The organism is Mycoplasmatota bacterium, assembly GCA_018394295.1.
Taxonomy (GTDB): Bacteria; Bacillota_I; Bacilli_A; order Haloplasmatales; family Haloplasmataceae; genus JAENYC01.
The window spans coordinates 3,150,175-3,170,666 of record CP074573.1 but is presented as its reverse complement, the minus strand read 5'-3'; the positions used below and the strand labels follow the sequence as shown (position 1 = coordinate 3,170,666).

The following is a 20,492-nucleotide window of genomic DNA, read 5'->3' as shown; positions in this document are numbered from 1 at the left end:
CTTGTAAACAAATTAACGTTTTGAGAATTGTGGTGCACGACGCGCTTTTTTAAGACCGTATTTTTTACGTTCTTTAGCACGTGGATCACGTGTAACTAATCCTGCTTTTTTCAATGTTAAACGATAATCTGGATTTGCTTCTAATAAAGCACGAGTTATCCCTAAACGGATAGCTCCAGCTTGCCCTGTAATACCTCCACCGTTAACATTAACAAATACATCATAATTACTTGTATTTTCAGTTAATGCTAATGGTTGTAAAACATCTAAACGTGTAGCTGGATTTGGAATATAATTTTCAAACTCACGACCATTAATAACGATTTTACCTGTACCTGGAACTAGACGAACACGAGCAACTGAACTTTTACGTCTACCCGTTCCTAAATATTGTACTTTTTCCATATATTGCTTCCTCCTTTATTACCCTTGAAGTTCGTAAACTTCAGGTTTTTGCGCAGCATGTGGATGCTCGTTTCCACTATATACGAATAATTTTTTACCAATTTGTCTTCCTAAACGTCCTTTAGGTAACATTCCAATAATCGCTATCTCTAACATTTTTTCAGGTTGAGTCTCATTCATCACTTTAGCAGTTTTAACTTTTAAACCACCTGGATGTCCAGAGTGATGAGCATATAATTTTTGATTCCATTTATTTCCAGTTAATTCAATTTTATCTGCGTTGATTACAATAACATAATCTCCACAATCAACATGTGGTGTAAATGTTGGCTTATGTTTACCACGTAATAATGTTGCTACTTCAGTAGATAAACGTCCTAAAGTTTTTCCAGCAGCATCAACTACGAACCATTTACGTTCTATATTTTGAGCATTTGCCATAAATGTTGAACGCATCATTTCAGTATCCTCCTACAAAGAATTTCATTATTTTTATTTTTTTGATATTTTTAATATAATTCCCTTTTTTAAAGGGGCTTTAAAAAAAGTGGAAAGGATATGTACCAAACTATATATTATAAAATATTTACTAGAATGTCAATGATTTTTTTTCATATTTTAAATAAATTAGAAATTTACCAATATTTAAACTATTATTTTACTTTAGAACCATTTGGAAGGTCCTTTAATATAGTTGCTATTGTTAAATCTTTGTCATAACTTGCAGCTAAAATCATCCCTTCTGATTTTTCTCCCCTTAAATTAATTGCCTTCAAATTAGAAACCACAATCACTTTTTTATGAAGTAAATCTTTCGGTTGATAATGACCAGCGATTCCAGAAACAATTTGACGTGTTTCATATCCTAAATCAACTTTAGATACAAGAAGTCTATCTGCTTTTGGATGTTTTTTACATTCTATAATTTCTCCAACACGTAAATCAACCTTTGTAAAATCTTCAATAGTTATTTCTTCAACTTTAGGTTTTTGTACAACTGTTTTTTCAGTATTCCCTAACATGTGACTTTTAATATATTCAACTTCTTCCTTAATGTCTAGTCTTGGAAAAATAGGTTCTGGCTTACTAATTACTTGAACATTATTAATATAACCAAATTTCTTAATCGAATCATATTCTGATAAATTTTCTTCTGTAATTCCTAACTGATTTAATATCTTAAGTGGTGCTTTCGTTAAAATTGGACTGATTAAAATCGCTACAATTCTTAGAGTCTCAGCTAAATGATACAATACTGAATATAATTCATCTTGTTTTTCCTCATCTTTAGCTAATATCCATGGTGTCGTCTCATCAATATATTTATTAGCACGAGAAATAATAGACCATACTTCTTGTAATGCAACAGAATATCTTAATTTTTCCATTTCTTTTTCATATAAATTAATCTTGTCAGATATAAAATTCTCAAGAATCTTATCTAAATTAGATAATTGTTTTGGATTATCTTTTATTTCACCATTAAAATATTTATTAATCATGGAGATTGTTCGATTTAATAAATTACCTAAATCATTCGCTAAATCATAATTAATTCTTTCCACAAAAGCTTCTGGTGTAAATAAACCATCTGAACCAAATGGTAATTCACGTAATAAGAAATATCGTACAGAATCAACACCATATCGATTTATTAAGGTACTTGGATAAATGACATTACCTTTTGTTTTTGACATTCTTCCATCTTTCATTAATATCCAGCCATGAGCAAATACTTTTTTAGGTAGTGATAAACCAAGGGCCATTAACATAATTGGCCAATAAATGGTGTGGAACCGCACAATTTCTTTCCCCACTAAATGTACATCTGCTGGCCAGTACTTATTAAATAAGGTTTCATTTTCAGAAGTATAACCGAGAGCTGTAATATAATTAGATAAAGCATCAATCCATACGTAAACAACATGTTTTGGATCACTTGGAACTTTAACACCCCAATCAAAAGAAGTACGTGAAACACATAAATCTTCCAAACCAGGTTTAATAAAATTGTTAATCATTTCATTTTTACGGGACTCAGGTTCAATAAACTCTACATTCTCTTCATAATATTTTAATAATCTATCTGCGTATTTACTCATTTTGAAAAAGTATGCTTCTTCTTTAACTAAATGAACTTCTCCATTACAATCAGGACATTTATTATCTTTTAATTGTGTTGGCGTAAAAAATGCTTCACAAGGTGTACAATATAATCCTTCATAATACCCCTTATAGATATCCCCTTGATCAACAAATCTTTGAAATATCTTTTGAACAGCTTTTTCATGACGTTCATCCGTTGTACGAATAAAATCATCATATGAAATATCTAAACTCTTCCAAACTTCTTTAGCCTCTTTAATAATTGGGTCAATATATTCTAATGGTGTAACACCTTTTGCTTCTGCTTTTTTTTGTATTTTTTCACCATGCTCATCAGTACCTGTTAAATAAAATACATCATATCCTCTTATTTTTTTATATCTTGCCATCGCGTCTCCCGCTACAGTGGTATAAGTATGGCCAATATGAAATCTTCCACTTGGATAATAAATTGGTGTTGTAATATAATAGGTAGGTTTTTTCATTTTATCATCTCCTTAATTTATATAAAAAAAGCCCTAGCTATAAAATAGCTAGGGACGAAATAACCGCGGTACCACCCTAATTTGTCTTTAAAAGGCACTCTCAAAATCTTAACGCGATTAACGTGTTATCTTAACTATTCAGATAACAAACTCAGGAGCCATCTTCAATAATCTATTCTTACCTCTTTCCACCAAACGAGGCTCTCTATGAAAAAATCAATTATTTACTCTTTCCATCACAGTTTATCTATTATATATCTAATAATTTATACTATATTTTAGTATATGTCAATATTTTTTTTATATTTACTAGAAATTTATAAATCACATTGTTCTTTTAAATAGTTAATTACTTCAACATCAGTTTCAAACATTAAACAACGACTAGTAATATGTTTTAAATCTATATAGTTAGATCCTAATAGAATATCTTTAATATAAAGTAAGTTAGAAGCAGTCATAGATAATTCATCAGCACCCATTCCAACAAGTAATAATGCTCCATATTTTTCACTTGCCATTTCTCCACAAATACCCACCCATTTATTATATTTATGGGCTGAATCTATTGTCATCTTAATCAATTTTAATATCGCTGGATTTAATGGCTGGTATAAATAAGATACCTGTTCATTCATTCTATCTGCAGCTAATGTATATTGTATTAAGTCATTTGTTCCTATGGAAAAAAAATCTATGTGTTTCGCAAATTTCTCACTTAAGATTGCTGCAGCTGGTGTTTCAATCATCATACCAATTTCAATATTGTCAGAAACCTCACAATTTTCATTTTGTAACTCAGTTTTAGTTTGATTTACAATTTCTTTCGCATCGATCAATTCTTGAACAGTTGAAATCATCGGAAACATAATACACAATTTCCCATAAATAGATGCCCTTAGTAATGCTCTAATCTGTTTTTTAAAAATTTCTGGTTGATTTAAACAAAGTCTAATCGCTCTTAATCCTAAAAAAGGATTCATTTCTTTCGGTAAACGTAAATAATCTAACGTTTTATCCCCACCAATATCGACTGTTCTTATCACCACTTTTTTATCCCTCATCTTTTCTAGGACCTTTTTATATATTAAAAACTGTTCTTCTTCACTAGGAAGATTAGGTCTATCCATATAGATAAATTCAGTTCTAAATAATCCGATTCCATCAGCATTAACTTCAAGGGCTTTAGAAAAATCATTTAAATCAGCAATATTAGCTGCTAGTTCAACTTTTCTATCGTCTAGAGTTGTCGTTGGTAATGATTTTGTTAGGTTCAATTTCTCTTTATAAATCTGATTTAATTGTTTCTTTTTTTCATACAATTTTATTTCTTTAGGTGTAGGATTGATGATAACATATCCTTCTTCACCATCAATAATAATAATGTCTCCATCTTTTATATGATCTAATATTCCTCTAACACCTAAAACAGCAGGAATTTCTAATGATTTAGCCATAATCGCACTATGAGAGGTTAACCCACCTGTTTCTGTGATAAATCCTAAAGTATTTTCTGGATTAAGTCTTGCAGTTTGTGATGGAGTTAAATCATAGGAAGCAATAATAACTTTATCTGTTATTTGTTCAATATTTATTTCTTCAATTTTTAATAACTCACATAATATTTTGCGTTTAATCGCAAGAACATCTTCAGCTCTTTGACTAAAGTATTCATTATCCATTGATTCAAACGTTTTAATTACTTCATCAAATACTTTATTAACTGAAAATTCTGCAGATTCATGATTCTTTTCAATCTCTAATTTTATCATAGATAAAACTTCAGGGTCTTGTGCCATTGTAATGTGCGCATCAAAAATATATAATTCACTAATATTTAAACGATCTTCTACTAATATTTTCTCTGCTTCAATTTTTTCCACAACGTTTTCCACAGCTTTTTTAACACGGTTGAATTCAACGATTACATCATCCACTTTTTTTTGATTAACTAATATTTCTTGCGTGTGAATGATTTTTACTTTGCCAATTGCATACCCATTTGAGACTTTTGTTCCTTTTATGATCATAATAACCACTCCAAATGATTCACGATAATATTATTGTAACACTAATTATTATCTTTAGGAATATATAAAAACCCTTACATAAAAAAAAGGGAGAAATTTCTAATATTTCTCCCTAGTATTTTTACTTATTACTAATTGCAGCAACACCAGTTAAGGTTTTACCTTCTAAATATTCAAGTGATGCGCCTCCACCAGTTGAAATATGCGTAAAGCGGTCTGCATACCCCAATTGTATTGCTGCTGCAGCACTATCGCCACCACCAATGATTGTTGTTGCATCTTCTAAATTAGCAATTGATTCACAAACACCAATTGTTCCCTTAGCGAAATTCTCCATTTCAAATACACCCATAGGACCATTCCATACAACTGTCTTAGCCCCTTCTAATTCCTTAGCGAATAACTCAACTGTTTTAGGTCCAATATCTAAGCCCATTTCATCAGCTTTTACATCTTCTACTGAACATGTTCTATACTCTGTATCATTACTAAATGACTTAGCAGCAAGTGTATCAATTGGTAAAACTAGTTTATTACCAGCTTTCTCTAATAATGATTTCGCAAATTCAATACGATCATCTTCGCATAAAGATTTTCCAATACTATATCCTTTAGCTTTTAAGAAGGTAAACATCATTCCGCCACCAACTAAAACCTTATCAGCTTTATCTAATAAATTTTCAATAACAGCGATTTTGTCAGATACTTTAGCTCCACCAAGAATCGCAACATACGGATGCGCTGGATTATCTACTGCACCACCGATAAATTTAATTTCTTTTTCCATTAAGAATCCTGAAACACATTCAACATTAGAAGCAATTCCAACATTAGAAGCATGATTACGATGTGCTGTACCAAATGCATCATTAACAAATATTTCACCTAAGCTAGCCCAATATTTTCCTAATTCAGGATCATTTTTTGATTCTTTTTTACCTTCAATATCTTCAAAACGTGTATTTTCAAATAATAGTACATTCCCATCTTGTAGTTCATCAATTGCTTTTTCCAAAATAGGTCCACGTGTAGCTGGTATAAATTGCACCTCTTTATTTAATTTTTCACTTAATCTCTTCGCAACAGGTGCTAAAGATTTTTTTGCTTTATCCTCTTCTGTTTTCACTTTTCCTAAATGTGAAAATAAAATTACTTTCCCACCTTGATCGATAATATACTGAATGGTAGGTAATGCTTGAACAATACGATTATCATCAGTTATATCACCTGTATTTTTATCCATCGGTACATTGAAATCAACACGAACTAATACCTTACGTCCTTTTAATTCAACATCTCTCACTGTTTTTTTAGCCATTTTATATTCCTCCTTGTCATTTTTCATTTCCATTCCTATTATAAATCTAGTTGATTGCTATTTCAATTATATTGAGAAAAAAATCACAACTAAAGCGTTTTTATTAACAATTGATACAATGAATATAATATTTCCATCGTTGAACGCAATCTAACTTTATAACGATCACCATTAAAGTTGTTTTTAAAAACATACGTTTGACCGTTCCAATGAACCGCTGTATAGACTAATCCAACTGGTTTTTCTTTAGTACCACCTGTAGGTCCCGCTATTCCTGTGACGCTAAGTCCGATATCAGCGTGACTTGTTTCTTTTACACCTATTGCCATTTCTCGCGCTGTTTCTGAAGAAACAGCCCCACAACGCAACAAGGTTTCTTTTTTAACACCCAATCTCTTTTCCTTTGCTACATTACTATAAGTCACCATCGCCTCTTTTAAGACGGCAGAACTTCCTGAAACATCAACAATTGATGAAGTCACCATCCCACCTGTACAACTTTCAGCGATTGCCAGAGTAAGTGATTTTTCTGTTAGTATTTTGACAATTATTTCTTGAAGACTATTTGACCAATCTCCAATGATATAATCCTTTAAATAACTTTCAAAAGATTGACAACAATGATTAAAACTATCTTCATTGCCTTCTTTAGAAACTGATAGCATATAATCAATTGTTCCAACAGAAGCATATGGAGCAATCTTAATATTTGGATATTTTTGATATAAGGGTTTAATCATTGTTTCAGCATTTGATTCACCAATATGCATTAAACGATACTGTTTCTTCAATACTTCCCCATTGATTTTATTTTTTAAATATGGGATAACTTCATCTATTAACATAGGTTCTAATTCTTTTGGTGGTCCGGGTAAATTAATGATAACTTTTTCTTTATTTTCATAAATCATTCCTGGTGCTGTACCATTGTTATTTCTTATCACTGTTGAATTTTTAATGAAGTGAGCTTGTTTAATATTAATATCTGGCATTTTTCGATTCATTTTTTCGTAGATACTTTTTAAATGATCTAATTCATGAGGATATAGCACCATTTCTTCATGAAAATAGGTGGCACATACTTCTTTTGTTAAATCATCAACTGTTGGACCTAAACCGCCTGTTGTTATAACAACATTAGCATTTTGATAAAGATAAGATAAACCATTTAAAATCTCTTCAGTTTCATCTCTTACCGCTAAGTGTCTAGAAACAATTAACTGATTCGTTTCCAAAATTTTTGCCAAATACGATGCATTCGTATTTACTATTTTACCACTAACTACTTCATCACCAATCGTTAAAATTGCTACTTTCATAATTTCTCCTTATTTTCGCCAACATTCTAATTCTTTATTAAAATATCTGCTTTGATCTTTCTTTTTATATTTTAACTCAAAGTCATGTAATACTTCAAGAACTTTACCACTTAGTAGCACAATAACAATAATATTAACTAACGCAGCTATCCCAATACCCATATCAGCTAAACTCCATGCAAAGTCAGTGTTAAAAATTGAACTCAAAAATATTATTGACAAAAAGACACATTTATATATAAAATTTGCAATTTTATATGTCTTTTTTGATTTGAATATAAATATTAAATTTGATTGTGCATTATAAAAACCACTAAATAATGATGTATACGCAAAAAAGAATAATGCAATTGTAACAAAAAAAGTTCCCCAATTGTTAAAGACTGTATTAATGGCTTCTCCCACATATTCACCATAATGAAGTCCTTCAACACCAACATAGAGAGTTTTTCCTTCATCAATAATGTTATAACAGTTTGTGACAAGAATCATAAAAGCAGTCGCACTACAAATGATAATTGTGTCTATAAACACACAAAAAGTTGATATTAGTCCTTGTTTTGCTGGATGGGTTACATTACTTGATGCTGAAATATTCGATGATGAACCAACTCCCGCTTCATTAGAAAATAAACCTCTACGCATCCCATAACTAATCGCACTCCCTAAAATGCTTCCATATATCGCATCTTTTTTTAACGCATTGTTTATAATCAATAAAAAGACATTATCTATTTGTGTGAAATGAACTAAAATAATAACAGTAGCAACGATAATGTAAAAAACAGCCATAAATGGAACAACCACTTCAGCAACATGGACAATCCTTTTGGAGTTACCAAAAATAATAAAACCGATTGTAAGAGTAACAAACAAACCAATGATTAACTTTGGAAAGGTGAATGTTGTATGGATAGTGGAAGAAATTGTTGCTGATTGTATGGTTGGCATAAATAAACCTAGACAAATAAAAAAAACAAAGGAAATAATATGCGCCCACAATGGAGAGCCTATACCTTTTAGTATATAATAAGCGGGACCTCCGCGATATTCACCATTCACTTCAATTTTATACATTTGTCCTAAGGTATTTTCAACAAACGCTAATACAGAACATAGAACAGCTGTTATCCACATCCAAAATATAGCGCCAGGACCTCCATACATTATCGCAATTGAAACCCCAACAATATTCCCTGTTCCTACATGATTAGCAAGAACCAAAGAAATTGATTGAAAAGAAGAAATCTTTTCTTTGTCTTCATTCTTTTCAAACAATAACTTAGGCATTAATTTTAAAAATCGTAATTGTACAAACCTTGTTCGAATTCCATAGTAAACACTAGCTACTAATAATAAAATGATAAGTGGCCAACCCCAGATAATTTTATTCACAATGTAGTCCATATAAAACCTCCATAAATACCTTAACTATCACTATCTTATTCATGAAGGTAGTTAAATTATGTTATTTTCTCTAGATAAAAAAATCAGCTATATAAATAACTGATTTTTCGACCTAATATACTAAAGGACTGCTGGTTCAACGACTAATTCTTTTTCAGTTGCATTCAAATAAGCCTCTACTCCAAAAGGAATCATATAATTTGGAGAAACGTGTCCTGCTTGAAAATTAGCGATCGTTGGTTTATTTAAAGGTTTAATATATTGTTTAATTAAGTCTTCTATTGTAAATCCATTTTCTTCTTCAAGACACTTTGTAAATTTCCCTATAATGAACCCGCTACATTCCTCTAATTTATGCATTAATCTAAGGTGAGCAAGCATTGAGTCTATACGATAAACTTCTTCATTGATTTCTTCAAAAAATAGAATTTTTCCTTTTGTATCTATTTCATAATCCGTACCTAATGTAGAAACTAAAACCGAAAGATTCCCTCCAATAATAGGCGCTTTAATCTCTCCTTCTACAACACATACCAATTCTTCATTATCAGGATTGATATAAGAAACTTTTTCTTTTCCTGTTAATAATGCTTTAGCATATTGATAAGAATCTTTACTTATTCCTCTCTCAAACTCACCAATTAGCATTGGACCATGAAATGTAACAAGATTTGCTTTTTGATTCAATGCGATATGGGCAGCTGTTACATCACTATAACCAATAAAAAACTTAGGATGTTTTTTTATTAAATCGTAATCAATTTTATCAAGAACTCGAATCGCTCCATATCCACCTTTTATACAGACAATCCCATCTACTTGATCATTAGCAAACATGTTGTTTAAATCATTGACTCTTGTTTCATCACTCCCTGCTAAATAACCATATCGTTCATAACAGGACTTACCTACAACAACATTAAATCCCATGTCCTTTAATTTTTTAATAATTCCATCTACCCTATCTTCATTTAATGATCCTACTGATGAAATATTAATAATCCCTAAAGTATCTCCCTTTTTTAATGCTTTTCCTTTTAACATCTTATCACCTCAACCTTTTCATTTAACTTCATATCATTTAGAATTATATGTCTATAAAAAAAATCAGCCACAGTGTGGCTGATTCATAAATATTATTTATTTATTAAGTCACCGAAGTGTTTAGCAGTACGAACTAATTGAGCTGTATAACTCATTTCATTATCATACCAAGCAACTGTTTTAACTAATTGTTTTCCATCAACTGTAATAACTTTAGTTTGTGTTGCATCGAATAATGAACCATATGTAATTCCAATAATATCACGTGAAACAATTGGATCTGTATTATATCCAAATGATTCATTACTTGCTTCTTTCATAGCAGCATTGATTTCATCAAGAGTAACTTCTTTTTTCAATACTGTAGTTAACTCAGTTAATGAACCTGTAATTACTGGTACACGTTGAGCAGCACCATCTAATTTTCCATTTAATTCTGGAATAACTAAACCAATTGCTTTAGCTGCACCTGTTGAATTAGGAATGATACTCATTGCTGCAGCACGTGCTCTTCTTAAATCACCTTTTCTATGAGGTGCATCTAGTGTGTTTTGATCATTTGTATAAGCATGGATTGTTGTCATGAATCCTTCAACAATACCAAATTTATCATTTAATACTTGAGCCATTGGTGCTAAACAGTTTGTTGTACATGATGCACCTGAAATAACTGTTTCAGAACCATCTAAGATTTCATGGTTAACATTGTATACAACTGTTTTTAAATCACCTTTTGCTGGAGCTGAAATAATTACATGTTTTGCTCCTGCAACAATGTGCGCTTCTGCTTTTGCTTTATCAGTGAACATTCCTGTACATTCAATAACAACATCTACACCTAATTCTCCCCAAGGTAATTGCTTAGGGTCTCTTTCAGCATAAATAGTTACTTCTTTTCCATCAACTACAATTGATGATTCTTTTGCTTCCACTGGTAATTCAAATCTACCTTGAGCTGAATCATATTTTAATAAGTGTGCTAATGTAGAAGCATCTGTTAAATCGTTAATTGCAACGATTTCAAATTCTGGGTCATTAAACATTAAACGGAAAGCTAAACGTCCGATACGTCCAAATCCATTAATTGCTACTTTAACTGCCATTAGAATTCCTCCTTAAATTATTGAATCTGTGAATTACTTCACATATTTCTAATTCCTATTTTATTTTACTACTATTGATTTGTTTTTTCAAGTAGATAGTAAAATGAAAGCGTAGTCATTTTTATTTATTTAGATAATTTTTAACTAATTGACTCACCTTAGCCATATCAGCTCTTCCTTTTACTAGAGGCGATAAGGTACTCATCACTTTTCCCATATCTTTTATACTTGTGAAATTACTATCAACAACTATTTTTTCAATTAAATCTATAATTTCTTTTTCTTCTAATTGTTTTGGAAGATAGGTTTGTAAAATATCTAATTGTACCTTTTCTTTTTCTACTAAATCAGCCCGTTCAGCCTTTTCATACTCAATAATTGAATCTTTTCTTTGCTTGACTTCTCTAGCAACAACAGCAATTTCTTGTTCTTCTGATAACTTATCAACCATTAATTTTATTTTCTCATTCATCAGTGTTGTTTTAATTAATCGTATTGTCTCTAGTTTCGTCTTATTTTTATTTTTCATGGCTTCTTTAAGATCGAGATTAATTTTATCTAACAACATTATTATTTCACCATCTCTTTTAATTTATTACAATTTAGAAACTATTAATATTATTAATAAAATACAATTATTTATTAAAATAATTTTGAAAACAAATTATTTATTAAAATAATTTTGAAAACAAATTATTTATTAAAATAATTTTGAAAACAAATTATTTATTAAACATTATTTTTTCATTTCTAAACATTTTTTGAATTAAGAATATCAATACTACTGTATAACCAATTGTAGACCCAATCGTTATTAACCAATTAGTTACTGTTAAATCAAATTGGAAAGCAGCTTTTAAAGCAACCACTACATTATATATTGGGATAAGATAATTAGTATAATCTTTTGATATATTTTGATTAAACATATTGAAGAACGCTGCACCCATAACCACTAAATATAGAGGCATAACTAATGTTCCCGCTTCTTTTATTGATTTTGAGTAAGTTGATACGATTACAATAAGGGCAACAAAGAACAATACTGTTGCAAGCATGATCGTTAATATCATCCCATAATCAGAAATAGCATAACTTACAGTCTCAAGTGATTCGCTTCCCTCATTTAGTTTCGCAAATTGTGGTAAAACTGCTAATAATCCTAGGAAAGAGGTTAAAGAACTTAACACGGCAATAATCGCAATACTAATAATTTTACCAATAGCTAGTTGGCTTCTCTTAATTGGAGTTACTAATAAAGTCGCTATGGTACCACGTTCTTTTTCACCAGCAACAGATTCAATACCAATTCCCATAGCGCCTGCCATTAAATAGATTACAAGAAGAAGTGGTAGAATCATTCCTAAAATTGAACCTTTTGCTTTTTCAACATCACCTTGAGGTGCTCCTACTGCTTCAAATACATCCAATAAATCCAAATCAACTCGAGTTCCTGCAATCTTTGTTTCATATTCAGATAAGGTCATCGTGTATTTTAAATAAGTACTTTGTGAATAGGTACGATTGATATTATAGTACATATTGATTTTTGGAAGGGTGTCTGTTGTATTTTCCTCTACTTGATTAACAAAATTCTCTGGAAACTCTATTATTAAATCAATTTCTTGATTTTTTAATCGTTCGATTAAATCTTCTAAATCATTAGAACTAACAGGATTAATATTTGATTTCATAGGTAAATCAGCATTTAAAAATTCAAGAAAAGCTTTTGCTTCCTTTTCTTCATTCACAATCTTTTCTGGTGAATTAACAACATAAACAATCGCTGTGTATTCTTCTTCTTTTTTAGTTTCATTCTCTGCTGACATTCCCATTAATCCATATATTAAATAAATTGATAATGGGGGTAATAAGAATAATGAAAAAATAATACGTTTATCTGTAAATACTCTCTTTAATTCTTTTTTAACAATAGTCCATATATTATTCATTATAATGCACCTCCATCTTCTTCTTTTGCTTTCTTATATATTTTAAAGAATGCATCTTCTAAATCTGTTGAATTTGTATCAGCTATTATATCTTTTAAAGATCCAACTTTTCTAATTTTACCATCTATAATAATTCCAATACGATCACATAATTTAGCTGCTAATGTCATAATATGCGTTGATACAATAATCGTTTTACCTTCATTACGTAATTCAAGTAAATAATCTGTTACTGTTCGAGCTGTTAAAATATCAAGACCATTGGTTGGCTCATCAAAAATAATAATATCAGGGTCATGAACAAGTGAAACAGCAATCGATGTTTTTTGTTTCATCCCTGTTGATAATTGACTTACCTTTATTTCCGCAAATTCTTCAATCCCAAATTTCGAAAACAATCTTTCTTTATTTCTTTCAATCGTTTCCTCATCTAACCCATGTAAACGACCAAAGAAATTAAATAAATAATTTGGCGTGAAATGATCTTCTAGTTTTAATTCACTCGTTAAAAATGATAAATAACCTCTAGCTCTATCATCTTCAGTCACGACACTAACTTTTTCATCCCCTATGAAAACATCTCCGCTATCAGGCTTAATGAGGGTTGATACACAGCGTAATGTCGTTGTTTTACCGGCACCATTTGGACCCAATAAACCAAATATCTCACCAGGCATCACTTCAAAACTAACACCATTTGCGGCGATTTTTTTAGATTCTTTAGTATTTTCTAATTTCATTTGTTTTTTACTTAATCGGTAAGTTTTTGTTAAGTTTTCTACTTTAAGCATAATATCACCTCTTTTTATAATCACTTCATAAGTATAAAATAAGTAATTCTATAATGCAACAGAATGGAATATTTTTGTAAAAATCTCAAATAAGTATTTAAATTTCTCTATATATTCCATATTTTTGTATTTATATTATATCATATTTTAACCTTTTAAATAGATATGATTGAAATTATATCGATATTCATATAAAATATAGTTAATACGAGAGGTGAAAGTATGAAATGTATAATCGCACAAAATCAAAAACATTTTTATGACCAAGTCATTGTAAGAAGTGAAGTTTTTGTAATTGAGCAAAAAGTACCAATTGATGAAGAAATCGATAACCTTGATGCTATAGCTCTTCAATTTATCGTATATGATGAAGAAAAACCCGTCGGTGCTGCTAGATTCAGAATAGTAGATGGATTAGGTAAGATTGAACGTGTTTGTGTATTAAAGTCTTATCGCAAAAAAGGTGTCGGTAAATTAATCATGAATACAATTGAAGATTATGCTAGAAAGCAAAGAATACATCAAATGATTTTAAATGCCCAATTAACCGCAATCCCTTTTTATAAACAATTCGGTTATACCGACCATGGTGAAATCTTTTTAGATGCAAACATTGAACATAAAGCAATGCATAAAGCCCTATAAATTACGAAAGAGATAAGCGAACACTTATCTCTTTATTTCTTTCTAGATTTAATCATCTTTATCCCTAGGATCATATGGTTTATTAAAATAATTTCTTAAACTACTTAATATTAAGGTAAGTTCTACCAGGAATGTCGCCATGATTCCAATAAAATAATAACCATATCCAATCGCTATCCCAATCATAGACGCTGCCCACAAACTCGCCGCTGAAGTTAATCCACTGATTGTCTTTTTCTCATGAAGGATCGTACCCGCTCCTAAAAAACCAATACCTGATACAACTTGTGCACTCAATCGTACTGGATCGGTCCTAATAATTGCTTTTCCCTCTGCCATCTCTATTGCTCTTTGAACCGTCTCAACACCAACCATTGTCACAACAGCAGACCCAAGACATACTAAAACATAAGTTCTAAAACCAACAGGCTTTTTATGTCTTTCTCTTTCAAAACCAATAATACCACCAGCAATAAAAGCTAGTAACATCCTCAATGCATATTCTAATTCTGTAGCTCCTGACATAAAAATCACCCCTTTTTACTTTCTATACATCATATTTTAACACAAAATTAACACAATTTTAACATAAAATTAATCAAAAATTAATATTTTTAATCTCCTTATTCATAATTTTTATATAAAATTTATAATTTAATTAATATTTTTAATATTTTTTATTAAATTTATTAATTTTTTTAATATTTATATTGATTTTTTTAAAATCATTGCATATAATAGAATTGTAAAGAGTTTTGGAGGTGTCTGTATGAACGAAATAGAACCAGTTCGCAAAAGTCGAAAACGACATGGTACATTCTTAAAAATATACATCAAGACAGATGATATAAAATTAAATATCATTCCTATCCCATTATGGCTTGCAAAAGGAACGATATCTTTCATTTTACGTACTATAAAATTATTTATGCGATTGAGTAAAAAAGAGTTTGATAGTTTTTCAACAAGTGATATCAATGAAGTATTAACCGGAGTCAAATCTATTATCAAAGAAATTAGACGATATCCACCATTTAGTATTGTGGAAATCGAAACCGGTGATACGAAAATCTCTATCAGAACAAAATAAAGGAGTCAAATCATGAAGAAATATGTGTTAAGTAAATGTCCTGTATGTGAAGGGCAATTAAGTGTAAAGTCATTATATTGTACAAATTGTAATACTGAAATCAATGGTGCTTTCACTCTTAACAAGTTCAACTATTTAACAAAAGAACAATTATCTTTTGTAGAAATATTTGTCAAAAATCGTGGGAGTATAAAAGATGTTGAAAAAGACTTAAATATTTCATATCCCACGGTAAGACGCTTATTAGATGAAGTCATTGTTGCTTTAGGTTATAAAACATCTAAAACAGTTAATGATGTGAATCGCATGGAAGTATTAGCTCAACTTGAGCGAGGTGAAATTACAGTTGATAGTGCAACTGAATTACTTAATAAATAAGGAGGAATCATTTATGAATGATGAAGTAAAAAAAATCTTGAATATGGTAGAAAGTGGTAAAATTTCAGTTGAAGATGGTGAAAAACTCATTTCTAGTTTAGGAAACGAAACAACTGCAGTAAAAAACTATTCACCAAGTACAAAAAAGTTTATTAAAGTAGAAGTCTATAATAAAGATGATGATATTAACGAAGAAGAAACAAAAGTGAAAATTAATATTCCATTAAATCTAGCTAAAACGATGCTACGAATGAATTCTATTAAAAATCAAATTAGCTTGAACGCTGACGATATTACAATCGATTTTGATGAAATCATTAGTTTATTAGAAAATGATGTTGATGGTGAATTAGTTAATATCGAATCAAATACAGCAAGAGTTCGAATTTGGATTGAATAATGTAAAAAACACATATGAAAATTTTTCATATGTGTTTTTTATTGTTTAATTTTCTATAAATTGTGATTTTATTTTTTCAATTATCGCATCATTAATCATTGGTTTTTCTTTTCGTTTTAACATACTAGATAGAATTCCTTTAGTTGCTAATTGATAATTTTTTAATCCTTTATTTTCTTTATCTAAGCATTTATTAATTTCCTGAATCTCCTTTAATTCTTTTTTTATTGCTTTATAATCTTTTTGTATTTTATCTAATTTATTCTTTAAGTTCCCATTATCTTTTTTTAATAAATCACTTACTTTTGTTAAATTATTATTACTCCTTTCAAACACCTTTAACTTCAGTTTATAATCTTCTAGATTTTTCTTTAGTTCTAATATCTCCTCTTTTTTTTGAATAATTACTTCACTTAAACGAAGCATCTTCATATGATATAAATCATGTTTTTCTTGCTTTTTTTGTTCTTCTTGAAGTAATTCATAAAAATAATTCTTATCAAACATTTTTATTTGATTAATAAAATCTTTTTTATAATAATTATAAACCTTTCGAGATATTAAATACACTTCTTTCATACATTTAATGAATTCATCAAAATTAAAATCAAGCACATTCTCATGTTTATAATGATTTCCACAGGTATTAATTAACTTTAATTGTTCTAGGTTTTCATACTCTATACGTACTAAACAAAATTTAATAATCTGATTGTTTTTCAAACAATCTCCTAAAGTTGTCTGATGTAAACAAAAATTCTCCCTTTTACTAATATATCTAAATAAATGTTCTAAAAATGCCTGCATTTCAACAAAAACATTACCATGTGTATTTTTCAAAGCATCTTCTATCATTAAGTATCTTTTAAATAGATCTTGATTTAACTCTTTTAAAAATAGAAAATCCTCATTTTTACTCATACCAATTCCCCCTCAAAATAATAAATATATTATTATAATTATATTAAACTGACTAATAATATAAAACTCTTTTTTTGTTTTATCCACAACAAACATTAAAAAACTTAGTTAAAAATACATACTTAACTAAGTCTTTTAATAGGTAATTTAATTAAGTTTATTTACAAATGGATATTAATAATTCTCTCAACACTTTACAAGCAACTGCAGTAGAAGCACCCGTTTGATCATAATGAGGAGATAATTCCATCACATCAGCACCGACTACATTTAACTCTCTAAATTTTAAAATAGCTGTTAGTAATTCATGAAAACTTATACCACCTGGTTCTGGTGTACCAGTGCCTGGAAATACTGATGGGTCCATAACATCATAATCAATCGTGATATACACAGGTTTACCTTTTAATTTCGCTATGGTCTCATCTAATCCTTGTGTATTATATTTGGTTTGAATGACATGTTTTTTTGCCCATTCAAATTCATCTTTAGCACCTGAACGTATTCCAAATTGATATATTCTATTATCTCCAAGCATTTCCCATGCACGATATAATACATTTGCATGTGATAATTTATGATCATAATATGTATCTCTTAAATCAGTATGAGCATCAAAATGAAGAATATGTAAATCAGGATATTTCTGTGCAACTGCTTTAATTGTTCCAATTGATAAAGAATGTTCTCCACCAATCATCACAGGTAATTTACCATCATCTAATACCTGGTTAGTAAAATCAGAAATTTTGTCTATCATTGCTTTCACATTTCCTATATCTGGCACTAAATCACCTGAATCAAAAATGTTGAAATCCGTTATCTCTTTATCTTGATAAGGACTATAGATTTCTAAGCCATACGATTCATTGCGGATGACCATTGGGGCAAATCGAGTACCAGGACGGAATGAAGTGGTTCCATCAAATGGCGCCCCAAACAAAACTGTTTTGGCATCATTATACTCTGCATTACAAAATAAAAATGTTAACGTACTTTTTTCCATTCTTTTCCTCCGTATTTATAACTAATATACTAATATATTAATAAACTCATTTGTTAAATCTTCTGGACCTGTAATTAAACTTCCTTTTTCCTTTGAATAGATAATATACTCAATAGCGTCTTTACTAATTACCTCACCTGGAGCTATCACAGGAATACCAGGAGGATAACACATAACAAACTCTCCACTTACAAATCCTTCACTTTCCGTAAATAAAACAGGCATTTTACGAGCATAGAAGGCTTCTCTTGGAGAAATTGAAACTTCAGGAAGTATAAACTCTGCTTTAGCACCTTTTTTCTTATCAGATTGGTATTTTCCTTTAATATCCTTTAAAGCAGCGACTAATTTATCTATATTTTCAATTGTATCTCCTAAGCTTATTATACACATGAAATTGTTAGCATCACCATACTCAATTAATATATGATATTCATCACGTAAAATACTCCCCATCTCAAATCCTGATAAACCGATATTAGAAACATTAATACTTAGTTTAGTGACATCATAATCGAAAATAGTATCACCATTAATTAATTCTCTTGAGAATACAATATAACCACCAATTTTCTCTATTTCATTCCTAGCATAATTCGCTAATTCAGTTGCTCTATTAACCATTTCTTTTCCTTTTTCCACTAATTGTTTTCTCGCTAAATCAAGGCTTGTCAGTAATAAATAAGATGAACTAGTTGTTAGTGTAATATTTATTATATTTCGAACATAATGTGGATTTATTTTTTCATTGCGAACAAGTAAAACGGAACTTTGTGTTAAAGAACCACCTGTTTTATGTAAACTTAAGGCACACATATCAGCACCTAATTGCATTCCACCACAAGGAGAATTTTCACCAAAGTAAAGATGGGTTCCATGTGCTTCATCAACTAAAACAAGCATTTCATATTCATGAGCTATTTTTACAATTTCTTTTATATTCGAACAAATTCCATAATAAGTTGGATTAATGATGAAAATTGCTTTAGCATCTGGATTTTCCTCTATCGTTTGTTTAACATCTAAAACAGATATTCCTAAAGAAATACCAAATTTATGATTAACCCCAGGATTAATATATACGGGTATAGCACCACTAAGAATTAAGGCATTAATGGCTGATTTATGTACATTACGAGGTAAAATAATTTTTTCTCCTTCCATACAAGCAGCCATTACCATGGCTTGTACAGCCGAAGTTGTCCCATTAACCATTAAAAAAGCATCATCTGCCCCAAAAGCTTCTGCCATTAATTTTTCTGCTTCTCTTATAACACCTGTTGGATGCATTGCATAATCAATTGTTTTTGAAGAATTCACATCATACTCACATGTTCTAGACCCAATAAACTCTTGTAGTAGAGCATTTCCTCTACCTCTTTTATGACCAGGTACATCAAAAGGAATTGTGTCATCTTCAATTAATTTTTTTAAAGCTAGATAGATAGGCGCTTTATTTTGGTCTAATTTCATTTTATTTCTCCTTCGTGCAAAACTTCTTGTCTAGTTAAAAATATGTTGTTTTATTACTTATACCATTAAATTAGAAGATATAATTATTATTTTTAAATAGCTACAAATAAAAAAAAGAATGATTACATATATAGTTTATAATCATTCTTAATAATTATTAATATTCAATTTCATAAAACATAACTGTAGCATCTTTATATTTTGTATTTAAGATGCTTTCTTCAGTTAAAAAGAAAGATTCTTTAGGGAATTCATTAAAACCAAGATTAATAAACATCTGCATAATATTATCATTATTAATTATCACAAAAACTTTATTCATATTTTTCTGTTTCAAATTTTCAAAAAACTTTTCATACATTTCAACTAGATATATTTCTTCTACATCTCTATCAAAAATAAAATAACGAATTAAAGCTTTGTTTCTAAACATTTCAAAAGTAATCATCCCAACAATTTCTTCATCACTAACAATGATAACCGCGTTTTCAAATAAATCTTCTTCAATCTCTCCTAGTGTATGTACACCTTGAAGAAAATCCATTACTTGTTCATAATCATTTGGTTCATATATTTTTACTACTTTTTTCTGTTCCATGAAAATCCCTCCCCCTAAAGA

At 29.7% G+C, this 20,492-nt stretch carries 21 protein-coding genes and 1 other annotated feature; of the genes, 4 read left to right on the top strand and 17 right to left on the bottom strand.

Annotation, left to right across the window (positions count from 1 at the left end; genetic code table 11):
• Positions 1-12 precede the first annotated feature (12 nt).
• The 12 genes from rpsI to KHQ81_15090 all read right to left on the bottom strand — a co-directional run bounded on the left by rpsI (position 13) and on the right by KHQ81_15090 (position 13,960).
• A complete protein-coding gene (gene rpsI, locus KHQ81_15145; protein ID QVK18138.1) occupies positions 13-405 on the bottom strand; it encodes a 30S ribosomal protein S9 in 393 nt (130 codons plus the stop codon).
• An 18-nt stretch (positions 406-423) separates the two neighbouring features.
• Complete coding sequence (rplM, locus tag KHQ81_15140; GenBank protein ID QVK19664.1) at positions 424-861, bottom strand: 50S ribosomal protein L13; 438 nt, start codon at positions 859-861, stop codon at positions 424-426.
• Between the two features lie 197 nt (positions 862-1,058).
• Positions 1,059-2,996 (bottom strand): methionine--tRNA ligase, encoded by a 1,938-nt coding sequence (gene metG, locus KHQ81_15135; protein ID QVK18137.1) that lies wholly within the window; start codon positions 2,994-2,996, stop codon positions 1,059-1,061.
• Between the two features lie 47 nt (positions 2,997-3,043).
• Positions 3,044-3,245: a binding site (T-box leader), on the bottom strand.
• A gap of 68 nt (positions 3,246-3,313) precedes the next feature.
• On the bottom strand, positions 3,314-5,026 hold the full coding sequence (gene ptsP, locus KHQ81_15130) for a phosphoenolpyruvate--protein phosphotransferase (GenBank protein ID QVK18136.1): 1,713 nt from the start codon (positions 5,024-5,026) through the stop codon (positions 3,314-3,316).
• A 121-nt stretch (positions 5,027-5,147) separates the two neighbouring features.
• Complete coding sequence (locus KHQ81_15125; GenBank protein QVK18135.1) at positions 5,148-6,344, bottom strand: phosphoglycerate kinase; 1,197 nt, start codon at positions 6,342-6,344, stop codon at positions 5,148-5,150.
• An 89-nt stretch (positions 6,345-6,433) separates the two neighbouring features.
• Positions 6,434-7,663 carry a competence/damage-inducible protein A gene (locus tag KHQ81_15120; GenBank protein QVK18134.1) on the bottom strand — a complete coding sequence of 410 codons (1,230 nt, stop codon included), beginning with the start codon at positions 7,661-7,663 and terminating at the stop codon, positions 6,434-6,436.
• A gap of 9 nt (positions 7,664-7,672) precedes the next feature.
• Complete coding sequence (locus KHQ81_15115; GenBank protein ID QVK18133.1) at positions 7,673-9,070, bottom strand: alanine:cation symporter family protein; 1,398 nt, start codon at positions 9,068-9,070, stop codon at positions 7,673-7,675.
• 120 nt (positions 9,071-9,190) lie between these two features.
• Positions 9,191-10,114 carry an LD-carboxypeptidase gene (locus KHQ81_15110; GenBank protein QVK18132.1) on the bottom strand — a complete coding sequence of 308 codons (924 nt, stop codon included), beginning with the start codon at positions 10,112-10,114 and terminating at the stop codon, positions 9,191-9,193.
• Positions 10,115-10,206: 92 nt separating this feature from the next.
• Complete coding sequence (gene gap / locus KHQ81_15105) at positions 10,207-11,217, bottom strand: type I glyceraldehyde-3-phosphate dehydrogenase (GenBank protein QVK18131.1); 1,011 nt, start codon at positions 11,215-11,217, stop codon at positions 10,207-10,209.
• Positions 11,218-11,338: 121 nt separating this feature from the next.
• Positions 11,339-11,788 carry a GatB/YqeY domain-containing protein gene (locus tag KHQ81_15100; protein QVK19663.1) on the bottom strand — a complete coding sequence of 150 codons (450 nt, stop codon included), beginning with the start codon at positions 11,786-11,788 and terminating at the stop codon, positions 11,339-11,341.
• Positions 11,789-11,939: 151 nt separating this feature from the next.
• Complete coding sequence (locus tag KHQ81_15095; protein ID QVK18130.1) at positions 11,940-13,169, bottom strand: ABC transporter permease; 1,230 nt, start codon at positions 13,167-13,169, stop codon at positions 11,940-11,942.
• A complete protein-coding gene (locus KHQ81_15090; GenBank protein ID QVK18129.1) occupies positions 13,169-13,960 on the bottom strand; it encodes an ATP-binding cassette domain-containing protein in 792 nt (263 codons plus the stop codon). The genes KHQ81_15095 and KHQ81_15090 overlap by 1 nt, the downstream gene beginning before the upstream one ends.
• Before the next feature lie 222 nt (positions 13,961-14,182).
• On the opposite strand from KHQ81_15090, the gene KHQ81_15085 reads away from it, so the two are divergent.
• Positions 14,183-14,605 carry a GNAT family N-acetyltransferase gene (locus KHQ81_15085; protein QVK18128.1) on the top strand — a complete coding sequence of 141 codons (423 nt, stop codon included), beginning with the start codon at positions 14,183-14,185 and terminating at the stop codon, positions 14,603-14,605.
• Positions 14,606-14,653: 48 nt separating this feature from the next.
• On the opposite strand, the gene KHQ81_15080 is transcribed toward KHQ81_15085, so the two are convergent.
• On the bottom strand, positions 14,654-15,130 hold the full coding sequence (locus KHQ81_15080; GenBank protein QVK18127.1) for an MgtC/SapB family protein: 477 nt from the start codon (positions 15,128-15,130) through the stop codon (positions 14,654-14,656).
• A gap of 244 nt (positions 15,131-15,374) precedes the next feature.
• Here KHQ81_15080 and KHQ81_15075 point away from each other — a divergent pair, with 244 nt between their 5' ends.
• From KHQ81_15075 to KHQ81_15065, 3 genes are read left to right on the top strand one after another with little or no spacing between them, the layout of a single operon-like run.
• Positions 15,375-15,695 carry a hypothetical protein gene (locus KHQ81_15075; protein QVK18126.1) on the top strand — a complete coding sequence of 107 codons (321 nt, stop codon included), beginning with the start codon at positions 15,375-15,377 and terminating at the stop codon, positions 15,693-15,695.
• Between the two features lie 12 nt (positions 15,696-15,707).
• Positions 15,708-16,073, top strand: a complete 366-nt coding sequence (locus KHQ81_15070; GenBank protein QVK18125.1) for a DUF2089 domain-containing protein — start codon at positions 15,708-15,710, stop codon at positions 16,071-16,073.
• Positions 16,074-16,086: 13 nt separating this feature from the next.
• A complete protein-coding gene (locus KHQ81_15065; protein QVK18124.1) occupies positions 16,087-16,473 on the top strand; it encodes a hypothetical protein in 387 nt (128 codons plus the stop codon).
• Between the two features lie 45 nt (positions 16,474-16,518).
• On the opposite strand, the gene KHQ81_15060 is transcribed toward KHQ81_15065, so the two are convergent.
• The 4 genes from KHQ81_15060 to KHQ81_15045 all read right to left on the bottom strand — a co-directional run bounded on the left by KHQ81_15060 (position 16,519) and on the right by KHQ81_15045 (position 20,471).
• Positions 16,519-17,394: a hypothetical protein gene (locus KHQ81_15060; protein ID QVK18123.1), complete on the bottom strand. Its 876-nt coding sequence runs from the start codon at positions 17,392-17,394 to the stop codon at positions 16,519-16,521.
• Positions 17,395-17,551: 157 nt separating this feature from the next.
• Positions 17,552-18,400, bottom strand: a complete 849-nt coding sequence (gene speB, locus KHQ81_15055) for an agmatinase (protein QVK18122.1) — start codon at positions 18,398-18,400, stop codon at positions 17,552-17,554.
• A gap of 21 nt (positions 18,401-18,421) precedes the next feature.
• Positions 18,422-19,873, bottom strand: coding sequence for an aminotransferase class I/II-fold pyridoxal phosphate-dependent enzyme (locus tag KHQ81_15050; GenBank protein QVK18121.1), 1,452 nt, complete (start codon positions 19,871-19,873; stop codon positions 18,422-18,424).
• A 157-nt stretch (positions 19,874-20,030) separates the two neighbouring features.
• On the bottom strand, positions 20,031-20,471 hold the full coding sequence (locus KHQ81_15045; GenBank protein ID QVK18120.1) for a hypothetical protein: 441 nt from the start codon (positions 20,469-20,471) through the stop codon (positions 20,031-20,033).
• Between the last annotated feature and the right edge of the window lie 21 nt (positions 20,472-20,492).

Coding starts and splice junctions, on each gene's coding strand:
- rpsI (QVK18138.1), bottom strand. CDS start 405: ATGGAAAAAGTACAATATTTAGGAACGGGTAGACGTAAAAGTTCAGTT.
- rplM (QVK19664.1), bottom strand. CDS start 861: ATGCGTTCAACATTTATGGCAAATGCTCAAAATATAGAACGTAAATGG.
- metG (QVK18137.1), bottom strand. CDS start 2,996: ATGAAAAAACCTACCTATTATATTACAACACCAATTTATTATCCAAGT.
- ptsP (QVK18136.1), bottom strand. CDS start 5,026: ATGATCATAAAAGGAACAAAAGTCTCAAATGGGTATGCAATTGGCAAA.
- KHQ81_15125 (QVK18135.1), bottom strand. CDS start 6,344: ATGGCTAAAAAAACAGTGAGAGATGTTGAATTAAAAGGACGTAAGGTA.
- KHQ81_15120 (QVK18134.1), bottom strand. CDS start 7,663: ATGAAAGTAGCAATTTTAACGATTGGTGATGAAGTAGTTAGTGGTAAA.
- KHQ81_15115 (QVK18133.1), bottom strand. CDS start 9,070: ATGGACTACATTGTGAATAAAATTATCTGGGGTTGGCCACTTATCATT.
- KHQ81_15110 (QVK18132.1), bottom strand. CDS start 10,114: ATGTTAAAAGGAAAAGCATTAAAAAAGGGAGATACTTTAGGGATTATT.
- gap (QVK18131.1), bottom strand. CDS start 11,217: ATGGCAGTTAAAGTAGCAATTAATGGATTTGGACGTATCGGACGTTTA.
- KHQ81_15095 (QVK18130.1), bottom strand. CDS start 13,169: ATGAATAATATATGGACTATTGTTAAAAAAGAATTAAAGAGAGTATTT.
- KHQ81_15090 (QVK18129.1), bottom strand. CDS start 13,960: ATGCTTAAAGTAGAAAACTTAACAAAAACTTACCGATTAAGTAAAAAA.
- KHQ81_15085 (QVK18128.1), top strand. CDS start 14,183: ATGAAATGTATAATCGCACAAAATCAAAAACATTTTTATGACCAAGTC.
- KHQ81_15080 (QVK18127.1), bottom strand. CDS start 15,130: ATGTCAGGAGCTACAGAATTAGAATATGCATTGAGGATGTTACTAGCT.
- KHQ81_15075 (QVK18126.1), top strand. CDS start 15,375: ATGAACGAAATAGAACCAGTTCGCAAAAGTCGAAAACGACATGGTACA.
- KHQ81_15070 (QVK18125.1), top strand. CDS start 15,708: ATGAAGAAATATGTGTTAAGTAAATGTCCTGTATGTGAAGGGCAATTA.
- KHQ81_15065 (QVK18124.1), top strand. CDS start 16,087: ATGAATGATGAAGTAAAAAAAATCTTGAATATGGTAGAAAGTGGTAAA.
- KHQ81_15060 (QVK18123.1), bottom strand. CDS start 17,394: ATGAGTAAAAATGAGGATTTTCTATTTTTAAAAGAGTTAAATCAAGAT.
- speB (QVK18122.1), bottom strand. CDS start 18,400: ATGGAAAAAAGTACGTTAACATTTTTATTTTGTAATGCAGAGTATAAT.
- KHQ81_15050 (QVK18121.1), bottom strand. CDS start 19,873: ATGAAATTAGACCAAAATAAAGCGCCTATCTATCTAGCTTTAAAAAAA.
- KHQ81_15045 (QVK18120.1), bottom strand. CDS start 20,471: ATGGAACAGAAAAAAGTAGTAAAAATATATGAACCAAATGATTATGAA.